Origin of the sequence: Rhizobium sp. RM (assembly GCF_013390595.1) — a bacterium.
In the GTDB taxonomy this organism is placed as follows: domain Bacteria; phylum Pseudomonadota; class Alphaproteobacteria; order Rhizobiales; family Rhizobiaceae; genus Agrobacterium.
This window is the reverse complement of sequence record NZ_JACAWV010000007.1, coordinates 843,952-865,021: the sequence shown is the minus strand read 5'-3', so window position 1 is coordinate 865,021 and position 21,070 is coordinate 843,952. Positions and strand designations below refer to the sequence as shown.

At 56.9% G+C, this 21,070-nt stretch carries 19 protein-coding genes and 1 tRNA gene; 11 read left to right on the top strand and 9 right to left on the bottom strand.

Annotated features, from left to right (window positions below; translation table 11 throughout):
• Positions 1–12: 12 nt before the first annotated feature.
• Complete coding sequence (locus HWX89_RS08515) at positions 13–231, bottom strand: hypothetical protein (protein ID WP_246705104.1); 219 nt, start codon at positions 229–231, stop codon at positions 13–15.
• 152 nt (positions 232–383) lie between these two features.
• On the opposite strand from HWX89_RS08515, the gene HWX89_RS08510 reads away from it, so the two are divergent.
• From HWX89_RS08510 to HWX89_RS26640, 4 genes are all read left to right on the top strand, one after another.
• A complete protein-coding gene (locus tag HWX89_RS08510) occupies positions 384–773 on the top strand; it encodes an acyl-CoA thioesterase (protein ID WP_138791928.1) in 390 nt (129 codons plus the stop codon).
• A gap of 91 nt (positions 774–864) precedes the next feature.
• Positions 865–2,058 (top strand): carboxylate--amine ligase, encoded by a 1,194-nt coding sequence (locus HWX89_RS08505; protein ID WP_138791929.1) that lies wholly within the window; start codon positions 865–867, stop codon positions 2,056–2,058.
• Positions 2,059–2,063: 5 nt separating this feature from the next.
• The gene (locus HWX89_RS08500; protein ID WP_138791930.1) at positions 2,064–3,113 is read left to right on the top strand and encodes a polysaccharide deacetylase family protein; all 1,050 of its coding nucleotides are present in this window, start codon (positions 2,064–2,066) and stop codon (positions 3,111–3,113) included.
• A 278-nt stretch (positions 3,114–3,391) separates the two neighbouring features.
• Positions 3,392–5,248, top strand: a complete 1,857-nt coding sequence (locus HWX89_RS26640) for a flagellin N-terminal helical domain-containing protein (RefSeq protein WP_138791931.1) — start codon at positions 3,392–3,394, stop codon at positions 5,246–5,248.
• A 153-nt stretch (positions 5,249–5,401) separates the two neighbouring features.
• Here HWX89_RS26640 and HWX89_RS08490 read toward each other — a convergent pair.
• Together HWX89_RS08490 and HWX89_RS08485 are read right to left on the bottom strand one after the other, a co-directional pair.
• Positions 5,402–5,475 (bottom strand) — tRNA-Gln (locus tag HWX89_RS08490).
• 101 nt (positions 5,476–5,576) lie between these two features.
• A complete protein-coding gene (locus HWX89_RS08485; protein WP_138791932.1) occupies positions 5,577–6,014 on the bottom strand; it encodes an Lrp/AsnC family transcriptional regulator in 438 nt (145 codons plus the stop codon).
• A 129-nt stretch (positions 6,015–6,143) separates the two neighbouring features.
• Here HWX89_RS08485 and rocF point away from each other — a divergent pair, with 129 nt between their 5' ends.
• Complete coding sequence (rocF, locus tag HWX89_RS08480; protein ID WP_138791933.1) at positions 6,144–7,064, top strand: arginase; 921 nt, start codon at positions 6,144–6,146, stop codon at positions 7,062–7,064.
• Positions 7,065–7,078: 14 nt separating this feature from the next.
• Positions 7,079–8,134, top strand: coding sequence for an ornithine cyclodeaminase (ocd, locus tag HWX89_RS08475; RefSeq protein ID WP_138791934.1), 1,056 nt, complete (start codon positions 7,079–7,081; stop codon positions 8,132–8,134).
• A gap of 32 nt (positions 8,135–8,166) precedes the next feature.
• Here ocd and HWX89_RS08470 read toward each other — a convergent pair whose 3' ends face one another.
• The 6 genes from HWX89_RS08470 to HWX89_RS08445 all read right to left on the bottom strand — a co-directional run bounded on the left by HWX89_RS08470 (position 8,167) and on the right by HWX89_RS08445 (position 15,481).
• A complete protein-coding gene (locus tag HWX89_RS08470; protein WP_138791935.1) occupies positions 8,167–9,048 on the bottom strand; it encodes a DMT family transporter in 882 nt (293 codons plus the stop codon).
• Between the two features lie 224 nt (positions 9,049–9,272).
• Positions 9,273–11,003: an acetyl/propionyl/methylcrotonyl-CoA carboxylase subunit alpha gene (locus HWX89_RS08465; RefSeq protein WP_138791936.1), complete on the bottom strand. Its 1,731-nt coding sequence runs from the start codon at positions 11,001–11,003 to the stop codon at positions 9,273–9,275.
• The gene (locus HWX89_RS08460; RefSeq protein WP_138791937.1) at positions 11,000–12,622 is read right to left on the bottom strand and encodes a 5-oxoprolinase subunit B/C family protein; all 1,623 of its coding nucleotides are present in this window, start codon (positions 12,620–12,622) and stop codon (positions 11,000–11,002) included. Before HWX89_RS08460 ends, HWX89_RS08465 begins: the two co-directional genes overlap by 4 nt.
• A 7-nt stretch (positions 12,623–12,629) precedes the next feature.
• Entirely contained in the window at positions 12,630–13,439 is an 810-nt protein-coding gene (locus HWX89_RS08455; RefSeq protein ID WP_138791938.1) for a putative hydro-lyase, read from the bottom strand.
• A 10-nt stretch (positions 13,440–13,449) separates the two neighbouring features.
• Positions 13,450–14,217 carry a LamB/YcsF family protein gene (locus tag HWX89_RS08450; protein ID WP_138791939.1) on the bottom strand — a complete coding sequence of 256 codons (768 nt, stop codon included), beginning with the start codon at positions 14,215–14,217 and terminating at the stop codon, positions 13,450–13,452.
• 22 nt (positions 14,218–14,239) lie between these two features.
• Positions 14,240–15,481, bottom strand: coding sequence for an NRAMP family divalent metal transporter (locus HWX89_RS08445; protein ID WP_138791940.1), 1,242 nt, complete (start codon positions 15,479–15,481; stop codon positions 14,240–14,242).
• Between the two features lie 265 nt (positions 15,482–15,746).
• On the opposite strand from HWX89_RS08445, the gene HWX89_RS08440 reads away from it, so the two are divergent.
• The 5 genes from HWX89_RS08440 (at position 15,747) to ntrB (ending at position 21,063) form a co-directional block, all read left to right on the top strand.
• Positions 15,747–16,412, top strand: a complete 666-nt coding sequence (locus HWX89_RS08440) for a GntR family transcriptional regulator (protein WP_138791941.1) — start codon at positions 15,747–15,749, stop codon at positions 16,410–16,412.
• A gap of 87 nt (positions 16,413–16,499) precedes the next feature.
• The gene (locus HWX89_RS08435; protein WP_138791942.1) at positions 16,500–17,087 is read left to right on the top strand and encodes an ANTAR domain-containing response regulator; all 588 of its coding nucleotides are present in this window, start codon (positions 16,500–16,502) and stop codon (positions 17,085–17,087) included.
• 33 nt (positions 17,088–17,120) lie between these two features.
• Positions 17,121–18,410: a CmpA/NrtA family ABC transporter substrate-binding protein gene (locus tag HWX89_RS08430; RefSeq protein WP_138791943.1), complete on the top strand. Its 1,290-nt coding sequence runs from the start codon at positions 17,121–17,123 to the stop codon at positions 18,408–18,410.
• 377 nt (positions 18,411–18,787) lie between these two features.
• Complete coding sequence (locus tag HWX89_RS08425) at positions 18,788–20,083, top strand: CmpA/NrtA family ABC transporter substrate-binding protein (RefSeq protein WP_138791944.1); 1,296 nt, start codon at positions 18,788–18,790, stop codon at positions 20,081–20,083.
• 86 nt (positions 20,084–20,169) lie between these two features.
• Positions 20,170–21,063 (top strand): nitrate ABC transporter permease, encoded by an 894-nt coding sequence (gene ntrB, locus HWX89_RS08420; protein ID WP_138791945.1) that lies wholly within the window; start codon positions 20,170–20,172, stop codon positions 21,061–21,063.
• Positions 21,064–21,070: the final 7 nt, after the last annotated feature.

Below are 21,070 nucleotides of genomic sequence, written 5' to 3'. Positions count from 1 at the left end.
TGACTTGTGGCGTCAAAGCCTCAAATGCCAGCCTTCCGAATTGAGTGGCTCTACGGTTGCAAATGCAACAGGGCTTTTGGGCTCAATCTGTGTGCGCAGAGCAAATGTCCCTGTCGCGAGGGTAAAAAGCAGCGCGCCAGCAATCGTCAGGACGATCCGGTCATAACGCTGCTGCGTCGTTTGGTTCCCAGTCCAGTCATAGGCCATGCGTATGCCCCCGTGCCTTTTCATGGAATCCTGACGGATCATGGTTAACCCAAGCTTACCATGACCTTGGTATTCCTTGCTGTTTCGGAAGGGCTGCTACGAAAAAACGGCTATTGGCTCATCCTCTCGGGTCCTTTAATGGCTTTGCCGGGAGGTTAGCCGGAAGGATTTTTCAGATGGATCAGCAGCCACCCGCCGATATGGAGCTCACGCTTCGCACTCTTGCAATGCCCGCAGACGCCAATCCCGCAGGCGATATTTTTGGCGGCTGGGTCATGTCCCAGATGGACCTTGCGGCATTTGTCCGCGCTAATGATGTTGCGGGCGGACGCACAGTTACGGTTGCCGTCAATGAAATTGTCTTCAAGAAGCCCGTAAAGATCGGCGATACCCTGTGCGTTTACACGCGCATCGAGAAGGTCGGCCGAACCTCCATCACACTCAAGATCGAGGCGTGGACCCGCCGGCACTATCAGGACTCCCGCGAGAAGGTGACGGAAGCCGTGTTCATCATGGTTGCTGTCGACGACAATGGCGATCCTCGCCCGGTAAAGAGCGTGGCCTGAACCTCAAAGGGGTGAATGTTGCCTGTCGGCGTTATCCAATTTGTTTATCAATTTTTGCCATTAAGGAATTGGATAAGACGGGGATCAGGCTGTGACTATTCCAGGCGTTGTTATTGTTGGGGGCGCTCACGGGACTTTGGCCCTCGCGCGAAGCCTGGGTGCCCTGAATGTTCGCGTCACTTACGTCACGCATGATTCTCCCCTGGCCGGCTGGTCGCGTTTCGTGCACGAAACCATCCGTTGGTCAGGTGCGGAAGACGCTGGTGCGCTTCAATTCCTGTCAGATTTGGCGGAGCGGCCGCATATGCGCGGCTCTCTTCTCGTTCCTGCCGGCGACGGTGAGGTCAAGTTCGTTGCGGAAAACCGCGAGATTTTGTCTTCCCTTTATACGATCGTTCTGCCTGACTGGACGGCGCTGCAGTGGTTGTGCGAAAAACCGCTGCTTTACAAGCGTGCCACGGACCTTGGAGTGGCAATTCCGAAAACCTACGAATCGGCTTCGATAGCACATCTGGAGAAAGCAGATGTCGTTTTCCCTGTGGTCCTGAAACCGAATATGGGCGGTGGCGGTACGCCAATTGCCAAGGCCAAGGTCATCAGAGCCGAGACCCCTGCAGAGTTGATGCAAGCCTATGCGGATGCAAGCGCGCAGATCGGTGCGGAGAACGTGGTGGTGCAGGAGCTAATACCTGGTGGCGGGGAAAGCCAGTTTTCCTACGCAGCTCTCTGGAAAGACGGTGAACCGGTTGCCGAATTCACGGCGCGCCGCACCCGCCAATATCCTGTCGATTTTGGGTATACGAGCACCTATGTCGAAGTGGTGGACGAACCGCGTGCCGTGGAAGCCGCAAGAAAGATTCTAAGCTCGGTTGGACATAGCGGGCTAGTGGAAGCTGAGTTCAAACTTGATCGCCGCACAGACACGCTGAAGCTTCTTGACGTAAACCCGCGTCCCTGGTCGTGGTTTGCCTTGTGCTCTGCTGCGGGCGTCGATCTCGGAAGCATGTTGTGGCACCTTGCCAATGGCGATAACCGCAAACACGTATCCAGCGCCCGGCAGGGCGTCGCGTGGTCCTATTTCATCCGTGATGTTGTCGCTGCCCTCACACTGAAGCGACGCGGCCAGTCCGGTGTCGCAGCCGTGTTTCCATCTCTTGGTAAAGTCCGTTGCTGGGCGGCATTTGCGACCCAGGATCCTCTTCCCGGTCTGATCGACTTGCCGCTGACTGCGTGGCGGGTGATGAAAAAGAGGGTTTTGCCCTCCATACGGTCAGAGCATCGGTAACCTGCATGTTGTTATCAAAGACAATGAAGCGGTCGTTGAAGTACCTTGCCATTCGCGCGGGACTTGAAGTGTCGGCGCTACCCGGCGTGCGATCCCTTCAGCCCTCTCTTGGCGGAAGAGGCGTGATCTTCACATTGCATCATGTTCGTCCGCCAGAAAAAACCCCCGGCTTTGCCCCCAATGCTCACTTGTCCATCACTCCGGAATTTCTGGACGTTGCCATTGAGGCCGCACTCGAATGCGGCCTCTTGCCGGCGCACCTGCATGATCTGCCACAGCTGACCATGGAGCCGCATGACGGTCGAAAATTCTTCGCCTTCACGTTGGACGATGGCTACCGCAACAACGCCGAATATGCCGCACCGGTGTTCCGCAAATTTGCTGTTCCCTACACGATTTTCATCACGCCGGGCTTTGTCGAGCGTACCCGCAGCATATGGTGGGAGACGGCCGAGGCGCTGGCGAAGAACAACACGTCTTTCCGGTTTGATTTTGGTCAAGGCGAAGAAACTGTTTCGGTCTCCACTCCCGCACAGAAGATTGCAGCCTTCATCCGTTTTGAGCAGTTCGTCTCATCCACGGATGAAGATGAGGCTGTTGCCCGCATTGATCTTGCTGCGCGCCACCACGGTATCGACCCAATGGCAATCGTCGACCGGCTCGTGATGAACAAGGGGGAATTGGCGGCGCTTTCCTCTGATCCGCTCGCCCATCTAGGTGCGCATACCATGACACATGTCAACATGCGTCGGGTCAGCAACGAACGCCTACACCAGGAAATCAGCCAGTCGACATCGCGGATTGAAGGTTATGTCGGTCAACGTCCCCGGTCGTTTTCCTATCCCTACGGATGGGCGACCGCTGCAGCCGACCGCGAGATGAAGGCCACCCTGGCCGCCGGGTTCCCGGCAGCCGTCACCACGCGACCGGGTGTCTTGACACCTCAATCCCTGCGCCAGCCCACGGCGTTGCCGCGTGTTTCACTGAATGGCCACTTTCAGAAAAAGCGCTATGTGAAAGCGCTGATTTCCGGTTTGCCGTTTCGGTTGATTTAGACCCAACGCGCGCCACGTTTGCCAGAGTAGTTTTCCAAGCGGGCAAAAAACGTAACTTGGGAGAGCGTTTGCTCTCCTTGATCTTGAACGTTCGCGTGCGTGCACATCGAGACAATTGACCTCTAGATCCGCATTTTCCCAGATCAAAATCAACTATTAATGGTTGTGTTCTGCAGAGATATCGCGTTTTCCGTTAACTGCGCATTAACGCTCTAAATGGTTGTATCCCATCGTGATTTTCTGCTCATGATGAGTTTATCCCACCAAGGCTGAGTACCATGACCTCCATTCTAACGAATGGGGCTGCAATATCTGCGCTCCAAACTCTGCGTGCAATTTCCGCTGATTTAGGTGAAGCCCAACGGGTGGTTTCGTCAGGCTTGCGCGTGGATGTTGCCGCGGATAACGCTGCATACTGGTCAATCTCTACAACGATGCGTGCGGACCGGATGGCAGTGTCCGCCGTCGCTGACGCGCTTGGCTTGGGTGCAGCAAAGACTGACACCGCATATTCTGGAATGAGCGCCGTCATCGATGTACTGGCGCAGTTCAAAGCTAAGCTCGTTGCTGCCAAGGAGGATGGTGTCGACAAAGCTAAAGTCCAGACGGAACTGGAACAGCTCAAAGCACAGGTGCAGGGCATCTCGACGTCGTCAAGCTTCAATGGCCAGAACTGGCTAAACACGAATATTGAACAGATTTATGATATCGAGACGAACAGGGCATCGGTTATTTCTTCGTTCGTCAGGTCGTCAAGCGGTGTGTCGACAGGCACGATGGACGTTCACCTCGACAAGATCAGCCTCTTCAATTCCACCGGCGGCGGCTTGTTGCAAGCTGACCCGCGTGACGTGAAAACGCTTGGTGGGATGAGGTCTCTCGGCAGTTCTTCCACCTGGAGTGGTTCACCGACCGTCTATCATACCGAAACATCGACCGAATGGATGCATCCGCGCGGTGACAGCGGGGATAATGCGTCTTTCAATATGTCGTTCCCGGATGGAGCACCACTGGACTTTAATACGCCTGGCGCGGAGATCAAATTCGATCTCATCCTGGATAAGGAATACGATCCATCGGCACTTACCGGCGTTTATGGCGAACTCTACGATTTGCCTGGACCTTACGATCCCGGATATTCGGCGGCGAGTTTGACCATCACAAAAGCGACGGTGGATGCCTACAATGCCAGCTGGGGGGGCATTGTTTCGACAAATGAGCAATTCGCAGACTTGTTGAACTCTTTGCTTTCTCCGCACGGTGCATCTGTCTCTGGTCGGTTCACAAAGGAGGATCCGCCTGGGTCCAACAAATTCGTGCGCGATCCTGTTACGATGCTTATTTCAACACGCCAGATTCACGGCAACGGCAACTATGTTGAGATCGCCAATCTCAGCAGTGTTGGTGTCAGCACAGGTGGTCTTTTGAACCGATACGACTACGGAGATCGGGGATCCGGCATTGCACTGCGGTTCGAGCAGTTTACGCTTCACATAGACGGCGATAATGCTGACGGGGTTGAGGTTGATTTCCGCTTTTCGGTCAATGGTGCGTCTGCCACAACGCATAACTTCAATCGCACCTACATTAACGACCTGCTTGGCAAAGATACAGGTACCGTAGAAACAGCAGAGGAAATGGTCACTCTGCTTAAGTCTCTAATCGACCCTGAATGGCCGAATACGATCATCGAAGTGTCCGCTTCCGACCCGAACTACATCATCGTGAAATCTGACCCATCAGTCGACAGAAAATGGGGACCTGGCACGAGTATCGGATTCTCAAATATCGTTGTCAGTATCGAGCCTATCCCGGCAATGAACTTTCTCAACATCGACATCGAGCAAAACCCCGGCGCGGTCGATCTATATATCGACTACATCGAGGTTGCCTCTCAGCGTGTGGTCGCCGGGGCTTCAATCCTAGGATCGCTCTCGATGCGTATTGATATGCAGACAGAGTTCACGGCCAAGTTGATGGCAGCCATAGACAGGGGCGTCGGTCGACTCGTCGATGCAGACATGAATGAAGCGTCGACGAGGCTCAAGGCCTTGCAAACACAAGAGCAACTTGCGATCCAGTCGCTCTCTATCGCAAATGCCAGCACAGAGAACGTGATACAACTCTTCCGTTGAACGTAACTGCCCGCTTTGCTTTTCGCGCTCTCTCGAGGCGGCTCTCCGCAGGGTCAAGGGTCTCACTCAACATCGAAGGGCAAAGACCACAACCGGCGCCGTTTGGTGCCTTCACAAGACTAAAAATCAAAGGATTAGGTGAATTTCAGTGATTGGCTGGGGAACCTGGATTCGAACCAAGATCGACGGAGTCAGAGTCCGCTGTTCTACCATTGAACTATTCCCCAAAAGCCCGAGACGCGAAGCGCGTTTGCGTTTGGTGGGTCGTCATATAGATGATTTATTTCAGGGCGCAAGTCGAAAAATGAGTTTTGGGACAATCTTTTGCCTAGAGCCTTGCTCGGGTGGAGCGCGGGGTTGAAAGCAGCAGGCTGGTTTCGCTTCCTGTGATCCCTGGAACGAGGCGAATACGTCGCAGGACTGCATCCAGATCGCTCAGGGTGGCGGCGTGGAGTTCAACGATCAGGTCCCAGCGCCCGTTGGTCGTATGGATCTCGGATATTTCAGGGAAGCCGCCTAACGTCCGAATCACGCGGTCGGTGACATGTCCTTCGATTTCCACCATCATGATGCCGCGCACAGCCGCTTCCACCGCATCGGCCCGCAAGATCACGGTGTAACCTATGATCGTCCCTTCGGCCTCCATCTTCTCGATCCGTGACCTGACAGTCGCACGGGATGCGCCGGCTTCAATCGCCAGATCGGAAATACTGCGCCTGCCATTGTGTCTGAGAAGAGTGACGAGCTTTTCGTCCAACGTGTCCATGATGCTCATTTTGATAAGTTTATTTTCCAAAGTGATATGCGCATTGAATATGTTTGCCAATATTATCTATTCAATCTGCCAGCGGTTTTATGGTTCACTCGTAACAGTCGTCACTGGGAACAATGCCACATGGATATCAAGCTTATCGGCGCACCGTTGCAAATCGGGGCGGGACAACTGGGATGCGAAATGGGACCGAGCGCGTTCCGCATTGCCGGTCTTGTCCGTGCTCTGGAGGATCTTGGGCATCAGGTCGCCGATGTGGGCAACATCGCACCAGCGCCCATGAAGACGTTTGACCATCCCAATCCTGCGGTCCACCATCTGAGCGAAACTGTTGCCTGGACGGAAGCGTTGATGGAGGCAGCCTATCGCGAGAGCACAGATGCCATGCCGATATTTCTCGGTGGTGACCATGCGATTTCTGCCGGTACGGTCGCGGGTATGGCGCGTCGCGTTGCCGAGAGCGGACGGCCTTTCTTTGTTCTCTGGCTGGATGCGCATACCGATTATCATACGCTTGAGACGACACGCAGTGGCAATCTGCATGGCACGCCTGTTGCCTATTTCAGCGGTCGAGATGGCTTTGATGGCTATTTCCCGCCTCTACCGAACAAGGTTCTGGAAGAAAACATTTGCATGATCGGGATTCGAAGCGTCGATCCGGCTGAAAACGCCGCACTTGAGCAGAGCCGCATTACGATCAATGACATGCGCGCCATCGATGAGCATGGCGTTGCCGTGCTGCTGCGCAAATTTCTGGCGCGGGTTCGCGATGCGAACGGCGTGCTGCATGTCAGCCTCGATGTCGATTTTCTCGATCCCGCGATTGCGCCAGCCGTCGGCACCACCGTGCCGGGTGGAGCGACGTTCCGCGAGGCACACCTCGTCATGGAAATGCTGCATGACAGCGGATTGGTGGGGAGTCTCGATCTCGTGGAACTGAACCCGTTTCTGGATGAGCGCGGCCGGACGGCAACCCTCATGGTGGATCTCGCCGCGAGCCTTCTGGGCAAGCGCGTCATGGATCGACCCACACGCGCCGGCTGACAGGAGGACTTGAGATGACCGCAATACCAAACCTGAACATCGTGCCCTTCGTCAGTGTCGACCACATGATGAAGCTCGTGCTGCGTGTCGGCATCGATACGTTTCTGCGTGAACTCGCCGATGTGGTCGAGGAAGATTTCATCCGCTGGGAGAGCTTTGATAAAACGCCGCGTATCGCGTCTCATTCCAAGGAAGGTGTGATCGAGTTGATGCCGACGAGTGACGGAACGCTCTATGGCTTCAAATATGTCAATGGTCACCCGAAAAACATGCGGGAAGGCCGGCAGACCGTGACTGCTTTTGGCGTGCTTTCCGATGTCGGTAATGGTTATCCGCTGCTGCTGACGGAAATGACCCTGTTGACTGCATTGCGAACGGCGGCGACCTCGGCGGTTGCGGCAAAGCATCTTGCTCGCAAGAATGCCCGTTCCATGGCCATCATCGGCAATGGTGCGCAAAGCGAGTTCCAGGCGCGGGCCTTCAAGGCGATTCTGGGCATCGATCAGTTGCGCCTTTTCGACATAGACCGCACGGCGAGTGAAAAATGCGCCCGTAATCTTCAGGGACAAGGCTTTTCGATCAAGATTTGCGAGAGCGCCGAGGATGCGGTCGAAGGCGCCGATATCATCACGACGGTCACCGCAGACAAACAATATGCGACGATCCTGACCGATAACATGGTTGGGCCTGGTGTTCATATCAACGCAGTTGGTGGAGATTGCCCCGGTAAAACGGAACTGCACAAGGATATTCTGTTGCGATCCGATATTTTCGTCGAGTATCCGCCGCAGACCCGTATCGAGGGTGAAATTCAGCAGCTACCACAGGATTACCCGGTTATCGAACTTTGGCAGGTGATTGCCGGGTTGAAGGACGGCCGAGGCTCCGAAGGGCAGATCACGCTTTTCGACAGCGTCGGTTTCGCGACTGAGGATTTTTCAGCACTGCGTTACGTGCGCTCAAAACTGCCGTCCACCGGCCTCTACGCCGAACTGGACCTGCTGGCAGACCCTGATGAGCCACGGGATCTGTTTGGCATGCTGTTGCGCTGTGAAGCCGCGATGGCTTGAAAGTCCCTGGGGAGAGCGAAGGGCGCGGCGGTTTAGGCGCCGCGTCGTTTTTTACGGGCGAGTACATGCTCGCGCCATATGGTGAACAGGCCGGCAGCGATAACGATTGCGGCGCCGATGACCATGTTGGCGCTCAAGACCTCGCCAAACATCGTGACGCCGAGAATCGAGACCAGCACGAGCTGATAGTAAGAGAACGGTTGGACGGAGGCCGCGTCTGCCAGCTCGAACGCCTTGATCAGACAATAATGTCCACTCATGCCGGTTATGCAGAGCGCCAGCATCCATCCCCAGTCATAGGGCGCCAGTTCGACCCAGTAAAATGGGCCAACGAAGGTCAACGCGGCAGCACCGGCGACACCGGTGTAGAAGAAACTCGTCATTGATGTGTCGCTTTTGCTGCCGAGGCGCGTCAGAACGCCATAGAGAGCCAGCATGAAAGCGGCCATGAAAGTGATCAGGAGGGTGCTGTCAAAACCGCTCTCATCGGGCTTCAAGATGATGAGAACGCCGATAAAACCGACAAAAATCGCACACCAGCGCCGCCAGCCGACCTGCTCACCAAGCAAAGGCACGGAGAGGGCTGCAACGATCAACGGTGCGGAAGCTACAATGGCATGAGTGTGTGCCAGCCCGATAAGCGCGAAGGAAAAGATCGAAAACACAATCTGCACTGCCAGCAGAACACCACGGCTGATCTGGAGCCAAGGCCGGTTTGCCATGGCAGCGCCGCGGATGCCGCCCGGTGATCTTGCCGCCATCAACAACACGAAAACGGCAAAGGCCCAGTATCGCAACATCGCAACAAACACGGGCGGATAGGCGCTACCGAGATGTTTGGAGATGCCGTCCTGTGCCGCAAAAATGGTGAAGGCGGTAAGCGCGTAAAGATAACCGGTTTTTTGTGACGGCATTAAATAACTCGTTGTCCGGCTTCGCCGCTTATAAATGTGACATGCAGTGGGGGCAGCAATATTCAGGATTGATGTTTTCCCTGAAATCGCTTGTCAGACAACATTATTTTGTGAATGGCAGCCATGCAAGCGTGTCACCCGCCATTTGCGGGCAACACGCCATGTTCTTGCAATTTTATCTTTCGCTGTCGGAGACTGGCTGACCGGCCAGGCTAACACAATGATCAGTTCAGAACCTGAAGCAGCGTTGCACCTGCCTGCAGATAGTCTCCTTCTTTGGCTAGAAGGCGGACCTTGCCTGCCTGGGGCGCCGTGATCTGCGTCTCCATCTTCATGGCTTCCATCACAGCCAGAAGATCGCCTTCGGCAACCGTGGCGCCATCCTCGACCTTGAAGGATTGAAGAGTTCCGGAAACGGGTGCGACGACGCCGTCGTCGTTTTTCTGGCCATTCGTTTCGGCTGCGGCGGTGTCGATACGTCCGGCCGTGCCGAGAGCTGACAGCAAGATGTTCGGCAAACCAACGGAAATGCGCTTGCCGTCAATCTCCAGCCAAGTGCGGGTCATGGACGGATCAACTGCCGGTTCGGGACGCTCCATCGCGTCTGGCATGGCGGCAAAGTCCGTCTCGATCCAGCGCGTGTGCACCTTGAAGCCGTCAGAACCAATAAAGTCTTCGGTGTCGATGGCTGCGCGGTGGAACGGCAGCACAGTCGCCACGCCCTCTATGCGGAATTCCTTCAGCGCGCGCCGGGCGCGACGCAGAACCTCATCGCGGTTGGCACCAGTTACGATCAGCTTTGCCATCAGCGAGTCGAACACGCCTGGAATGGAGGAGCCGCTGACGACCCCGCTGTCCATACGAATGCCGGGGCCGGATGGTGGATCGAAGAGAGTGATTTCGCCTGGGGTCGGAAGGAAGCCACGGCCAGGATCTTCGGCGTTGATGCGGAATTCCATGGAGTGGCCACGTGGTTCGGGCGTTTCCAGCACGCGTAAGGTCTCGCCTTCGGCGATGCGGAACTGCTCGATAACCAGATCGATGCCTGTGGTCTCTTCGGTGACAGGGTGCTCCACCTGAAGTCTGGTATTGACCTCAAGGAAGGAAATCGTGCCATCGACGCCAAGCAGGAACTCGACAGTGCCGGCACCCGAATAGCCTGCAGCGGCACAGATCGATTTAGCGGCCTCATGGATCTTCTGGCGCTGCTCTTTAGACAAGAACGGTGCTGGCGCCTCCTCGATCAGTTTCTGGTTGCGGCGTTGCAGCGAGCAATCGCGCGTTCCAAGAACCAGCACATTGCCGTGCTTGTCGGCAATGACCTGTGCTTCAATGTGGCGAGGCCGGTCGAGAAAACGTTCAAGGAAACATTCGCCGCGGCCGAAAGCGGCCGTTGCCTCGCGGACGGCAGATTCATAGAGATCGGCGATTTCTTCCATCTTCCAGGCAACCTTGAGGCCGCGACCGCCGCCGCCATGTGCTGCCTTGATGGCGACTGGAAGGCCGTATTCTTCGGCAAAGGCGATGACTTCTGCCGAGGAGGAGACCGGACCGTCGCTGCCTGCAACCAACGGCGCACCGACACTGGTGGCAATGCGGCGTGCTTCCACCTTGTCGCCCAGTGCTTCGATGACCTTGGGGTCCGGGCCGATCCAGGTCAGGCCCGCATCCAGCACTGCCTGCGCGAATTCGGCACGCTCGGAAAGAAAACCATAACCGGGGTGTACCGCATCGGCGCCAGCGCGTTTTGCAATGGCGATCAGCTTGGAAATGTCGAGATAAGTTTCCGCAGGGCGTACACCTTCCAGCGCATAAGCCTCATCTGCAAGGCGCACGAAGAGTGCGTCCAGATCCGGGTCGGCGTAGACGGCGACCGACTGGATGCCGTAGTCGCGGCATGCGCGGATAATGCGCACCGCGATCTCGCCGCGATTGGCAATCAGGACTTTCTTCATCGCTGTTCTCCTCGGAATTCTGTGTTCTCGTTCGCCGAAATTTCGGCGAAGGGGCCAATGGGCCGGAATTTGATTTTTGCGTTGACCGGGATCTGGCCGGCAAGGTCAAGGTGATATTCGGCGACCGCACCGATAACCGGATAACCGCCGGTCAATGGATGGTCGGCGAGGAACAGGACCGGCTGGCCGCTATGCGGTATCTGAATGGCGCCTGTTGCCGTGCCTTCGCTTGGCAATTCCGCACTATCTTTCCGCTCAACCGGGATTTCGCCGGAAAGGCGGATGCCGACACGGTTCGACTGTGGCGTTACCTGCCATAGCTGGCCTGTCAGTGTGTCGAGACCTTTCTGTGTGAACCAGTCGGTGCGCGGTCCCAGGACCACATCGAGTGTCACCACATCGCCGGGCTGAGGGGGGGTGAAAGCCGGGATTTCGTCGATCGAAAGACTGGAGAGGCCGGACGTCTCTACATTGAGGAAGAGAATTGAACCGGCCGTGACGGGCTGCGGACCGACAACGGCCAGCGTATCGGTGGCAAAGCTGCCAAGGACCGGATCAACCTTGAAACCGCCGCGCACGGCAAGATAGCAGCGCATGCCTTTGGGCGGCTGGCCGAAGCTCACGAGATCGCCGGGATCTACCGATACAGGGGCGTAGGGTTCGGCAGAGATTGTGTGCCCGGCTGCAGTCTTGATGGTGATCGGGCAAAGCGCTCCGGCAGTGGCGATGACGGTCCGGCTTGAGCTTTTGAATGAAAAACCGCCGAGCGTCAGTTCGAGGCAGGGTGTATTGGCGGGATTGCCGACAATACGGTTCGCGGCGTTGAAAGCGCTCTGGTCGAGTGCGCCGGACGCCGAAACGCCCTGTCCGGTCTGGCCAAAGCGGCCGAGATCCTGAAAGAGCGCCGGCATCGGTGCGGCGAGCACTTCAAAGTGCGGTGCTGTTCTGTCTGTTTCCGTCTCATTTTTACGCGGCGCTGGCACACCAACGGATACCGTCTTGCCTGCCTTGTTCAGATCGAAGAAGCGGACGCGATAACCGGGCTGGAAAAGTGCGCCGGGATCACGGTCGATATCCCACATCTTCGACGGCGTTGTGCCAATGATCTGCCAGCCACCCGGGCTGTTTTGCGGATATACGCCACTGAAGGCGCCGGCGAGCGCGACGGAACCTGCGGGAATACGGGTGCGTGGGCTTTGGCGACGCGGGACGTGAAGTGCGGGATCGCCGCCTACGAGATAACCGAAACCGGGGGCAAAACCACAAAAAGCGACAGTGAACTCGCTTTCAGTGTGCCGGCGGATCACTTCTTCCACGCTCAGACCCGTTAGTTCGGCAACATCGCCAAGATCTTCACCGTCGTAATGGACGGGGATCTCGACGAGATTTTCGGAAGGAGCAATCTTGGCCGAGAGGTCGCGGGTCGCGATCAGGGCCGCCAGTGTCTCGGCGCTGATTTTATTCGGGCGGAAACGGATCATCAGCGTCCGCGCTGCCGGAACCGTTTCGTCGATACCTTCGATCGGGTCGGCCTGGAGAGAGGCGAACAAGGCAAGCGTCTGGTCAAGGTCGGCCAGTTCGACAAGCAGGGTGGTGAGGCTGACAGGAAGAAAACGCATGCTGTCCTCACGCATGATAGGCAGAATCGGGGATGTCGGTGATGAACATATGGCCCGGTGCATGAGTGATGGCGAAGGGAACGCCGGACGCCATAACGGCCGCCTGCGGGGTGACGCCGCACGCCCAGAAGACGGGAACTTCGCCGGGTTCGATACGCACCGCATCGCCGAATTCCGGTTTGGAGAGATCGGCAATACCGATTTCTTCCGGCGCGCCAATATGAACGGGCGCACCATGAACGGCGGGAAAACGACCGGATATGGTCGCAGCATCGGCGACACGGGATGCCGGGATCGGCCGCATGGAGACGACCATATTGCCTTTAAGGCGTCCGGCGGGACGGCAAGGCTGATTGGTCAGATACATCGGTACGTTGGTCTTGTCGGTCATGTGGCGGATTTCGATGCCGGCCTCGACCATGGGTGTCTCGAAGGTAAAGCTGCAGCCGATCAGAAAGGCGACGAGATCGTCGCGTTCGGCCCAGGCTGCAGTGGCATCTGCTGTTTCTTCGACGAGTTTCCCGTCACGCCAGATGCGATAAAGCGGCAGATCGGTTCGGAGATCCGCACCCGGCGCAAGCAGGGTGGTCGGCGAGCCAGGGTCGGAGACATCGAGCACCGGGCATGGCTTCGGATTACGCTGCGCGTAAAGAAGGAAATCGAATGCCCAGTCACGCGGCAAGACAATCATGTTTGCCTGCGTGAAACCGGGGGCAACGCCAGATGTCGGCTGAACGAGGCCGCCGCGATAGGTAGCACGCGCGTCCCGTGCAGATTGCGCATTCGTGTGTTTGAGGAAGGAGGTGGGAATGGTCATGTGCTGCTCCTCAGACGCCTGAAACGAACGAGCGGATTTCAACGCCCTCCGCTTCGAAGCGGCGGCGGATTTCCTGCGCGATCGCAACCGCGCCTGGGCTGTCGCCATGAACGCAGATAGACTGTGCTTCGATCTTGATGATGCTGCCATCGATGGCTTCGAGGGTACCCTCACGGGCAAGCTGCAACATACGGTCAGCGATCTTTGTGGTGTCGTGCAGAACGGCGCCTGCTTCGCGGCGCGAGACCAGCTGGCCCTGCGGTGTGTAGGCGCGGTCGGCAAAGGCTTCCGCGACGACGGCCAGTCCAGCCTTGCGGGCAAGATCCAGAATAGGCGCGCCCGCGAGGCCCATCAATACGAGCGACGGATCGACTGCCTTGATGCCATCAATGACAGCCTGGCCCTGTTTCGCATCATTGGCGATGCGATTGTAGAGTGCGCCGTGGGGTTTGACATATCGAACGGCGGTGCCGGCGGCGGCGGCAACGCCTTTGAGCGCGCCGATCTGATAGATGACATCGGCAATCAGTTCTTCAGAGGTGGTGTCGAGATCGCGGCGGCCGAAGCCGACGCGATCCGGGTAAGAGACATGAGCGCCGACCACGACGCCTTTCTCGGCAGCAGCCTTGACGGTGCGGTAAATACCGGCCGGATCGCCGGCATGAAAACCGCAGGCGATGTTGGCGCTGGAAACGACGGCGAGCATTGCTGCGTCATCCCCCATTTTCCATGCGCCGTAGCTTTCTCCGAGGTCGCTGTTGAGGTCGATGGCGGCCATGTCGTTTCTCCCTTTTGTCGTATTACAGGCCAAGCAGGCCGAAGATCGTGCCGGCGGACTTATAGCCCATGTACCATGTCAGGGCGCAGGTCAGAACGCCGAGGATCAGCAAGATGCGCGGGTAGCGATAGCCGCCCATCAGGTCTTCGCGTTTCCAGGCGGCGAACAGGAAGATGCTGAGGCCAATTGGAAGGATGAGGCCGTTGAGGCCGCCAACGAAGACCAGCATAGCTGCGGGAGGCGTCGTGATGAGCAGGTAGCAGACAAGCGAGATGGCGATGAAAACAACGGTCGCCAGGTTGCGGGCGCGCTCGGTGATGTCCTGCTTGAAAATGGTGATGAAGGACACCGACGTGTAGGCCGCACCGATGACGCTTGTTATGGCTGCGGCCCAGAAGATGACGCCGAACAGTCTGTAACCGAGATCGCCAGCGGCGTGCTGGAAGGCCTGTGCCGCCGGGTTTGCAGCCTGGCTGGAGGTGTCGATGACAATACCGCTGGCAACGACGCCGAGGATGGCAAGGAACAGCACATAACGCATGACGCCGGTGACGGCGATGCCCGTCAAAGCGGCGCGATTGACGGCCGGCAGGTTTTCAATGCCGACCATGCCGCGATCCAGCAGACGATGTGCGCCGGAATAGGTGATGTAGCCGCCGACCGTGCCGCCGACAATGGTCGTGATGGTTGCGAAGTTGATGGTGTCAGGCAGGAACGTCTGCCGGAAGGCATCACCGACTGGAGGCTGAGAAACAAAAGCGACATAGAGGGTGAGCGCGATCATCAGGATGCCTGCGAATATGATGAAGCGATCGACCGCCATTCCAGCGCGCTTGGAGACAAAAATGGCAATGGAGAACAGGGCGCTGATCGCGCCGCCGATCTTTGGATCAAGGCCGAAGATGGCGTTGAGGCCAAGACCGGTGCCGCCGATGTTGCCGATGTTGAAGAAAAGGCCGCCAACGATGACGAGAATTGCAAGCAGATAACCGGAGCCGGGAATTGCAGCATTGGCAATATCGGAAGCACGCATGCGCGTCAGCGTCACGATCCGCCAGATATTCAATTGTACGACAAAATCGATCAGGATGGATGCAAGAATACCGAATGCAAAAGCGGCACCCAATTGCGTGGTGAATGTCGCGGTCTGCGTGATGAAGCCAGGGCCGATGGCCGATGTTGCCATCAGGAAGATGGCTGCCATCAAGGATGAACGCCGGGATCGTATGGTGTCGACGCTCTGTGCGAGCTTCGTTTGCTGCATGGATTTTCTCCCATCCTGTGCTGCGATCCGCCCCTCGCGGATGCTTTATGGAGGACAATCTTGTCGCGTTCTGCAGAATTGTCAATATTGTTCAACAATCATATCATATTGTTCTTTTAATATGCTTATTTGTTGGACGTTGTGCTGAGTGTTTCATCACAATTTTGCGTGCTTTGCCCGGTGTTTGTGCTAATGGCAATCGTAACCGTGTCCGCAACCGCCGCCACGGTCTCCCGCACTGCCTTGTTATCTGGAAAGGAGCGTCATGACGGAAACTGTGGAAGGTCTGCCGCTTGCCGATCGACTGGCCAAGGATATTCGCATTCTGCTGATCTCCGGTGAACTGAAGCCTGGCCAGCGTCTTTCCGAGGCAGCCTTCAGTGAGCGTTTTGACGTGTCACGCAATTCTTTGCGCGAAGCCTTTCGTCTGCTGACGAAGGACGGCCTTTTGCGTCATGAGGCCAACCGTGGCGTTTTTGTCGCCGTTCCTTCGATGGCATCGGTCATTGACATCTACCGCGTGCGCCGCATGATCGAATCCGGTGCGCTGCGCCAGGCATGGCATAAACACCATGCGGTGAAGATCATGCGCAAGGCGGTCGAGGAAGCCAAGGTCAAGCGCGACCAGGCCGATTGGCACGGAGTTGGCAGCGCCAATATGAAATTCCATGCCGCCGTCGTGGATCTTCTCGATAGTGGACGGTTGAGCGATTTTTACGAGCGGATCGCCGCGGAACTACGCCTTTGTTTCGGGCTTTTGAAAGACCCCGAGATGCTTCACTCCCCTTTTGTGGACATGAACAACAAGATCCTTTCCCTCGTGGAAGAGGGGCGGACGGGTGAGGCTGGTGATGAAATGGACATCTACCTCAATCTTTCCGAGCGTACGGTCCTGAAGGCATTGGAACGTGCCGTGGAATACGCGTCCTGACGATTTCCTGAAACGGCGCTGTCCGTTTGCCGGATTTTGCGTTCGACGTGATTGCCAAGTTTGCTGCGGTGCGTCATCTATTCGATTATGACGCTTCGCGACCTTACCATTCTTGTCATAGATGAAAATGCGATCCGCGCCTCCATTATCGAGGAGGGCCTTCGCGAAGCCGGGCATCACCGTGTCACCGTCATTCACGAGGTGCATGGCGTGGCGCGAACCATCGAGACGCTGCAGCCGGATGTGATCGTTATTGATCTCGAAAATCCCAATCGCGATATGATGGAGCACCTTTTTCAACTGACCCGCACGGTCGGGCGGCCGATCGCGATGTTTGTCGACCGGTCGGATACGGCGTCCATTGAAGCTGCGGTCGAAGCAGGCGTGTCGGCTTATATCGTCGATGGTCTGAAAAAGGAGCGGGTGAAGCCCATCCTTGATATGGCGGTTAGCCGCTTCAACGCGTTCAGCCGTCTGCAGCGAGAACTGGCCGATGCCAAATCGGCACTGGAGGACCGCAAGCTCATCGAACGTGCCAAGGGCATTCTGATGAAGATGCGTGGTCTTTCCGAGGAGGAGGCGTTTGCGCTGCTGCGCCAGACGGCAATGAATGAAAAGAAAAAAATCTCCGAGATTGCGCAAAGCGTGGTCACGGCTGCGGGTCTGCTGATGTAACGGCCGGACCGGCGACAATGTGGAGTGAACGGTATGACTGGGCATGGAACGGAACCCGGCACGAGCGGCGATATAGCAAACGTCGCCTCTCCGGCGATCATCGGTGACGACCGGCAGAGAACCTTGCGCGCCGGGTTCATTCCGCTTGTCGACGCTTCCGTTCTGATCGCTGCAGCTGAATTCGGTTTTGCAGAGCGCGAAGGGCTTGTTCTCGATCTCGTCAAGGATGTTTCCTGGGCCAATGTGCGCGATCGCCTGGCGTTCCGCCAGTTCGACATTGCCCATATGCTCTCGCCAATGCCTGTCGCTTCGATGCTCGAGCTCGGTTCGAACCCGTCACCAACTGTTACGCCCTTTTCATTGGGCAAAGGCGGCAATGCCATTACGCTATCGACGCGCCTGTTTGCACGGATGAAGGCGTTGACTGGAATTTCTGAAACGGCAGGAGCGCTCGACAATGCGCTTGCCTTGAAACGCGTTCTCGATGACATGCGGGCGCGGGGTGAGCCTCAGCCGACGCTTGGCATGACCTATCCATTTTCGTCGCATAACTACGAGTTTCGTTATTGGCTTGCTGCTGGAGGCATCCATCCCGATCACGATGTGAAGCTTGTGGTCGTCCCGCCGCCCTTGACCTCGGACGCCTTGGCTGCAGGCGCGATCGATGGATTTTGTGTCGGCGCACCATGGAATATCGTTGCTGCCGAACGCGGTGTTGGCCGCATCGTCGCTGCCAAGCAGGATCTGTGGCCGTCGGCGCCGGAAAAAGTCATCGGTATGCGGCCTGAATGGGCGGATAGTCAGCAGGAAACGGTGTCCCGCCTTCTGCTTGCTCTCGATGCGGCCGCTAAATGGTGCGACAAACCGGAAAACCATGACGATCTCAGCAGAGCTTTGGCGGATAAACGGTATATCGATGCACCTGAGAACATCATTCGTCGCGTCCTTGCTGGAGAGTTCAGTATAGACAGCCTGGGCAATCAGCGGGTGATTGACAAGTATTTCGTGTTTCACGAAGGTCACGCAAATTATCCCCGCCAGAGCCAGGCGCTCTGGATTTATAGCCAGATGATCCGGTGGGGGCAGGCCAGTTTTTCTGAAGCTGGCGTAAAGGCGGCGACATCCGCATATCGGCCGGACATTTATCACCTGGCGCTCGGCGATGATGCCGCGCCTGCAGGCGCTGATATCAGGATTGAGGGTGCAGAAGAAGGAGACCGTTTTCTCGACGGTTTCGTTTTCGATCCTGCCCAGATCGAGCGCTATGTGGACGGTTTCGCCGTTCGCAGCGCGGGAACATCAGGGGCTGGCAGCGAGGCCTGATTACCGTCACACGCTGCGATCTGCGCAAAATTGAAGCGCCCTTTTCCATGGGGAGCACAAATTGCAGGCGGTTATTTCTGCGATTAAAAAACAGGCGTTGTTTCGATTTCGATAAATAGCCCATAATTGTCAATTACTTATGTCAATGTGAAAAAACTGGCACGCCCTTTGCTTCTCTAAAATCGCACCGGTCAACGGCGACCGGGGTAAAAGAAGCGCACGATAAGCGTTTTCCAAAGACATCGACGTCGCAAGGTCTTGCTGCCCGGAGCATCGTTCCGCAGGCGCAAGGACCGAGCGGCGTTTTTTTATTTTCAGGCTTTTTTCGCAAACGACAATGTCACGTCCCAAGCGTGGCCAGACAAGGGGAACATGCGATGAAAACAATACTCTCGGGCTCCATCAGCCGCCGCCGCACCATCCTGAAGACGACAGCCACTGCGGCACTCGTGACTGCGGCACGTGCGGCATTTCCCTCGGGCGCCTTCGCGGCCACCTCAACGCCGGAAGTCACGGGCGCAAAGCTTGGCTTCATCGCTCTGACCGATGCCGCGGCACTGATCGTTGCTTCGGAAAAAGGGTTGTTCGCCAAGCACGGCATGCCGGATGTTGAAGTTCTGAAACAGGCATCCTGGGGGGCAACGCGTGATAACATGGTTCTCGGTGGTGCCGCCAACGGCATTGACGGTGCACATATCCTCACGCCGATGCCGTACCTCATGCATACCGGCAAGGTAACGCAAAACAACGTGCCGGTGCCGATGACGATCCTGGCGCGGCTGAACCTCGACAGTCAGGGAATCTCTGTTGCGAAAGAATATGCAGAGACGGGTGTGCAGCTCGACGCCTCGAAGCTGCAGGCTGCTTTTGAGAAAAAGAAGGCCGAGGGCAAGGAAATCAAGGCCGCCATGACGTTCCCCGGCGGTACTCACGACTTGTGGATTCGCTACTGGCTGGCCGCTGGCGGCATCAATCCAGACAAGGACGTTTCCACGATCGTCGTTCCTCCACCGCAGATGGTCGCCAACATGAAGGTTGGCAACATGGACGTTTTCTGTGTGGGCGAACCCTGGAACGAACAACTCGTCAATCAGGGCATCGGCTTTACAGCCTGTACCACCGGCGAGCTTTGGAAAGGACATCCCGAAAAAGCTTTGGGTATGCGCGCAGACTGGGTCGAGAAGAACCCGAATGCCACCAAGGCGTTGCTCATGGCCGTTCTGGAAGCCCAGCAATGGTGCGACAGCATGGACAACAAGGAGGAGATGTCGACTATCCTTGGCAAGCGCCAATGGTTCAATGTTCCGCCTAAAGACGTGCTTGGTCGCTTGAAAGGCAACATCAATTACGGCAACGGTCGTAGTCTCGAAAACACCGGCCTGCAGATGAAGTTCTGGCAGGACCATGCCTCTTATCCGTTCAAGAGCCATGATAGCTGGTTCATTGCCGAAAACGTTCGCTGGGGAAAATTCGCGCCCGACACGGACATCAAGGCTCTGGTCGCTCAGGTCAACCGCGAGGATCTGTGGATGGAGGCCGCCAAGGAACTTGGCGTGTCTGATCTTCCGCAGTCCGCGTCACGCGGCAAGGAAACCTTCTTCGACGGCAAGGTTTTCGATCCAGACAACCCGTCCGCCTATCTCGACAGTCTTTCCATCAAGGCAGCCTCCTGAGGAGGAGTCGTGGCCTCGCCCCTCACTCGCCGATGGCAAGGTGAGGGGCGAGGTCCCAGTCACAACTGAAATCCAGAGGAATTGCCATGTCCGCATTGGCCCGTAAATTCAAGGAAGAGCCGCAGCAATCGACTGCGCAGAAAGCAAATGTCGTGACTTTGTCGGCGAAGCCGGCGCAAAGGATTCATCTGCAAAAATGGGGCGCTGCAGCAACGCGAAACGTTGTGCCGCCGCTTGTCGTACTCGCTCTGTTGCTTGGCATCTGGCAGTTGCTCTGTTCCGCCCCCGGCGCGTCTTTGCCACCTCCCAGCCAGGTTTTCGAGGAAAGCTACGACCTGATCGTATCGCCGTTCTTCAATTTTGGTTCGCAGGATATCGGTCTCGGCTGGCGTGTGCTCGTATCACTTCAGCGTGTTGCTTATGGGTTCGGGCTTGCGGCCGTCGTCGGCGTCGTTGTCGGTGCGGTCATCGGCCAATCGATCTGGGCCATGCGTGGTCTCGATCCGATTTTTCAGGTGCTGCGCACGGTGCCGCCCTTGGCCTGGTTGCCGCTTTCGCTGGCTGCGTTTCAAGACAGCAATCCGTCTGCGATCTTCGTTATCTTCATCACGTCGATCTGGCCGGTGATCATCAATACCGCCGTTGGTGTTCGCAATATTCCGCAGGACTACCGCAACGTTGCGCAGGTTCTGCGTCTCAACCAGCTGGAATTTTTCTACAAGATCATGCTGCCTTCGGCGGCACCCTACATCTTCACCGGCCTGCGGATCGGCGTCGGCCTTTCCTGGCTCGCCATCGTTGCAGCTGAAATGCTGACGGGCGGTGTCGGTATCGGTTTCTTTATCTGGGACGCGTGGAATTCGTCGCGCCTGCCCGACATCATCGTGGCTCTCGCCTACATCGGTGTTGTCGGCTTCCTGCTCGACAAGCTGGTTGCCGCGCTTGGCAAGATCATCACTCGCGGCGCGTCGGCACATTGATGAGCCA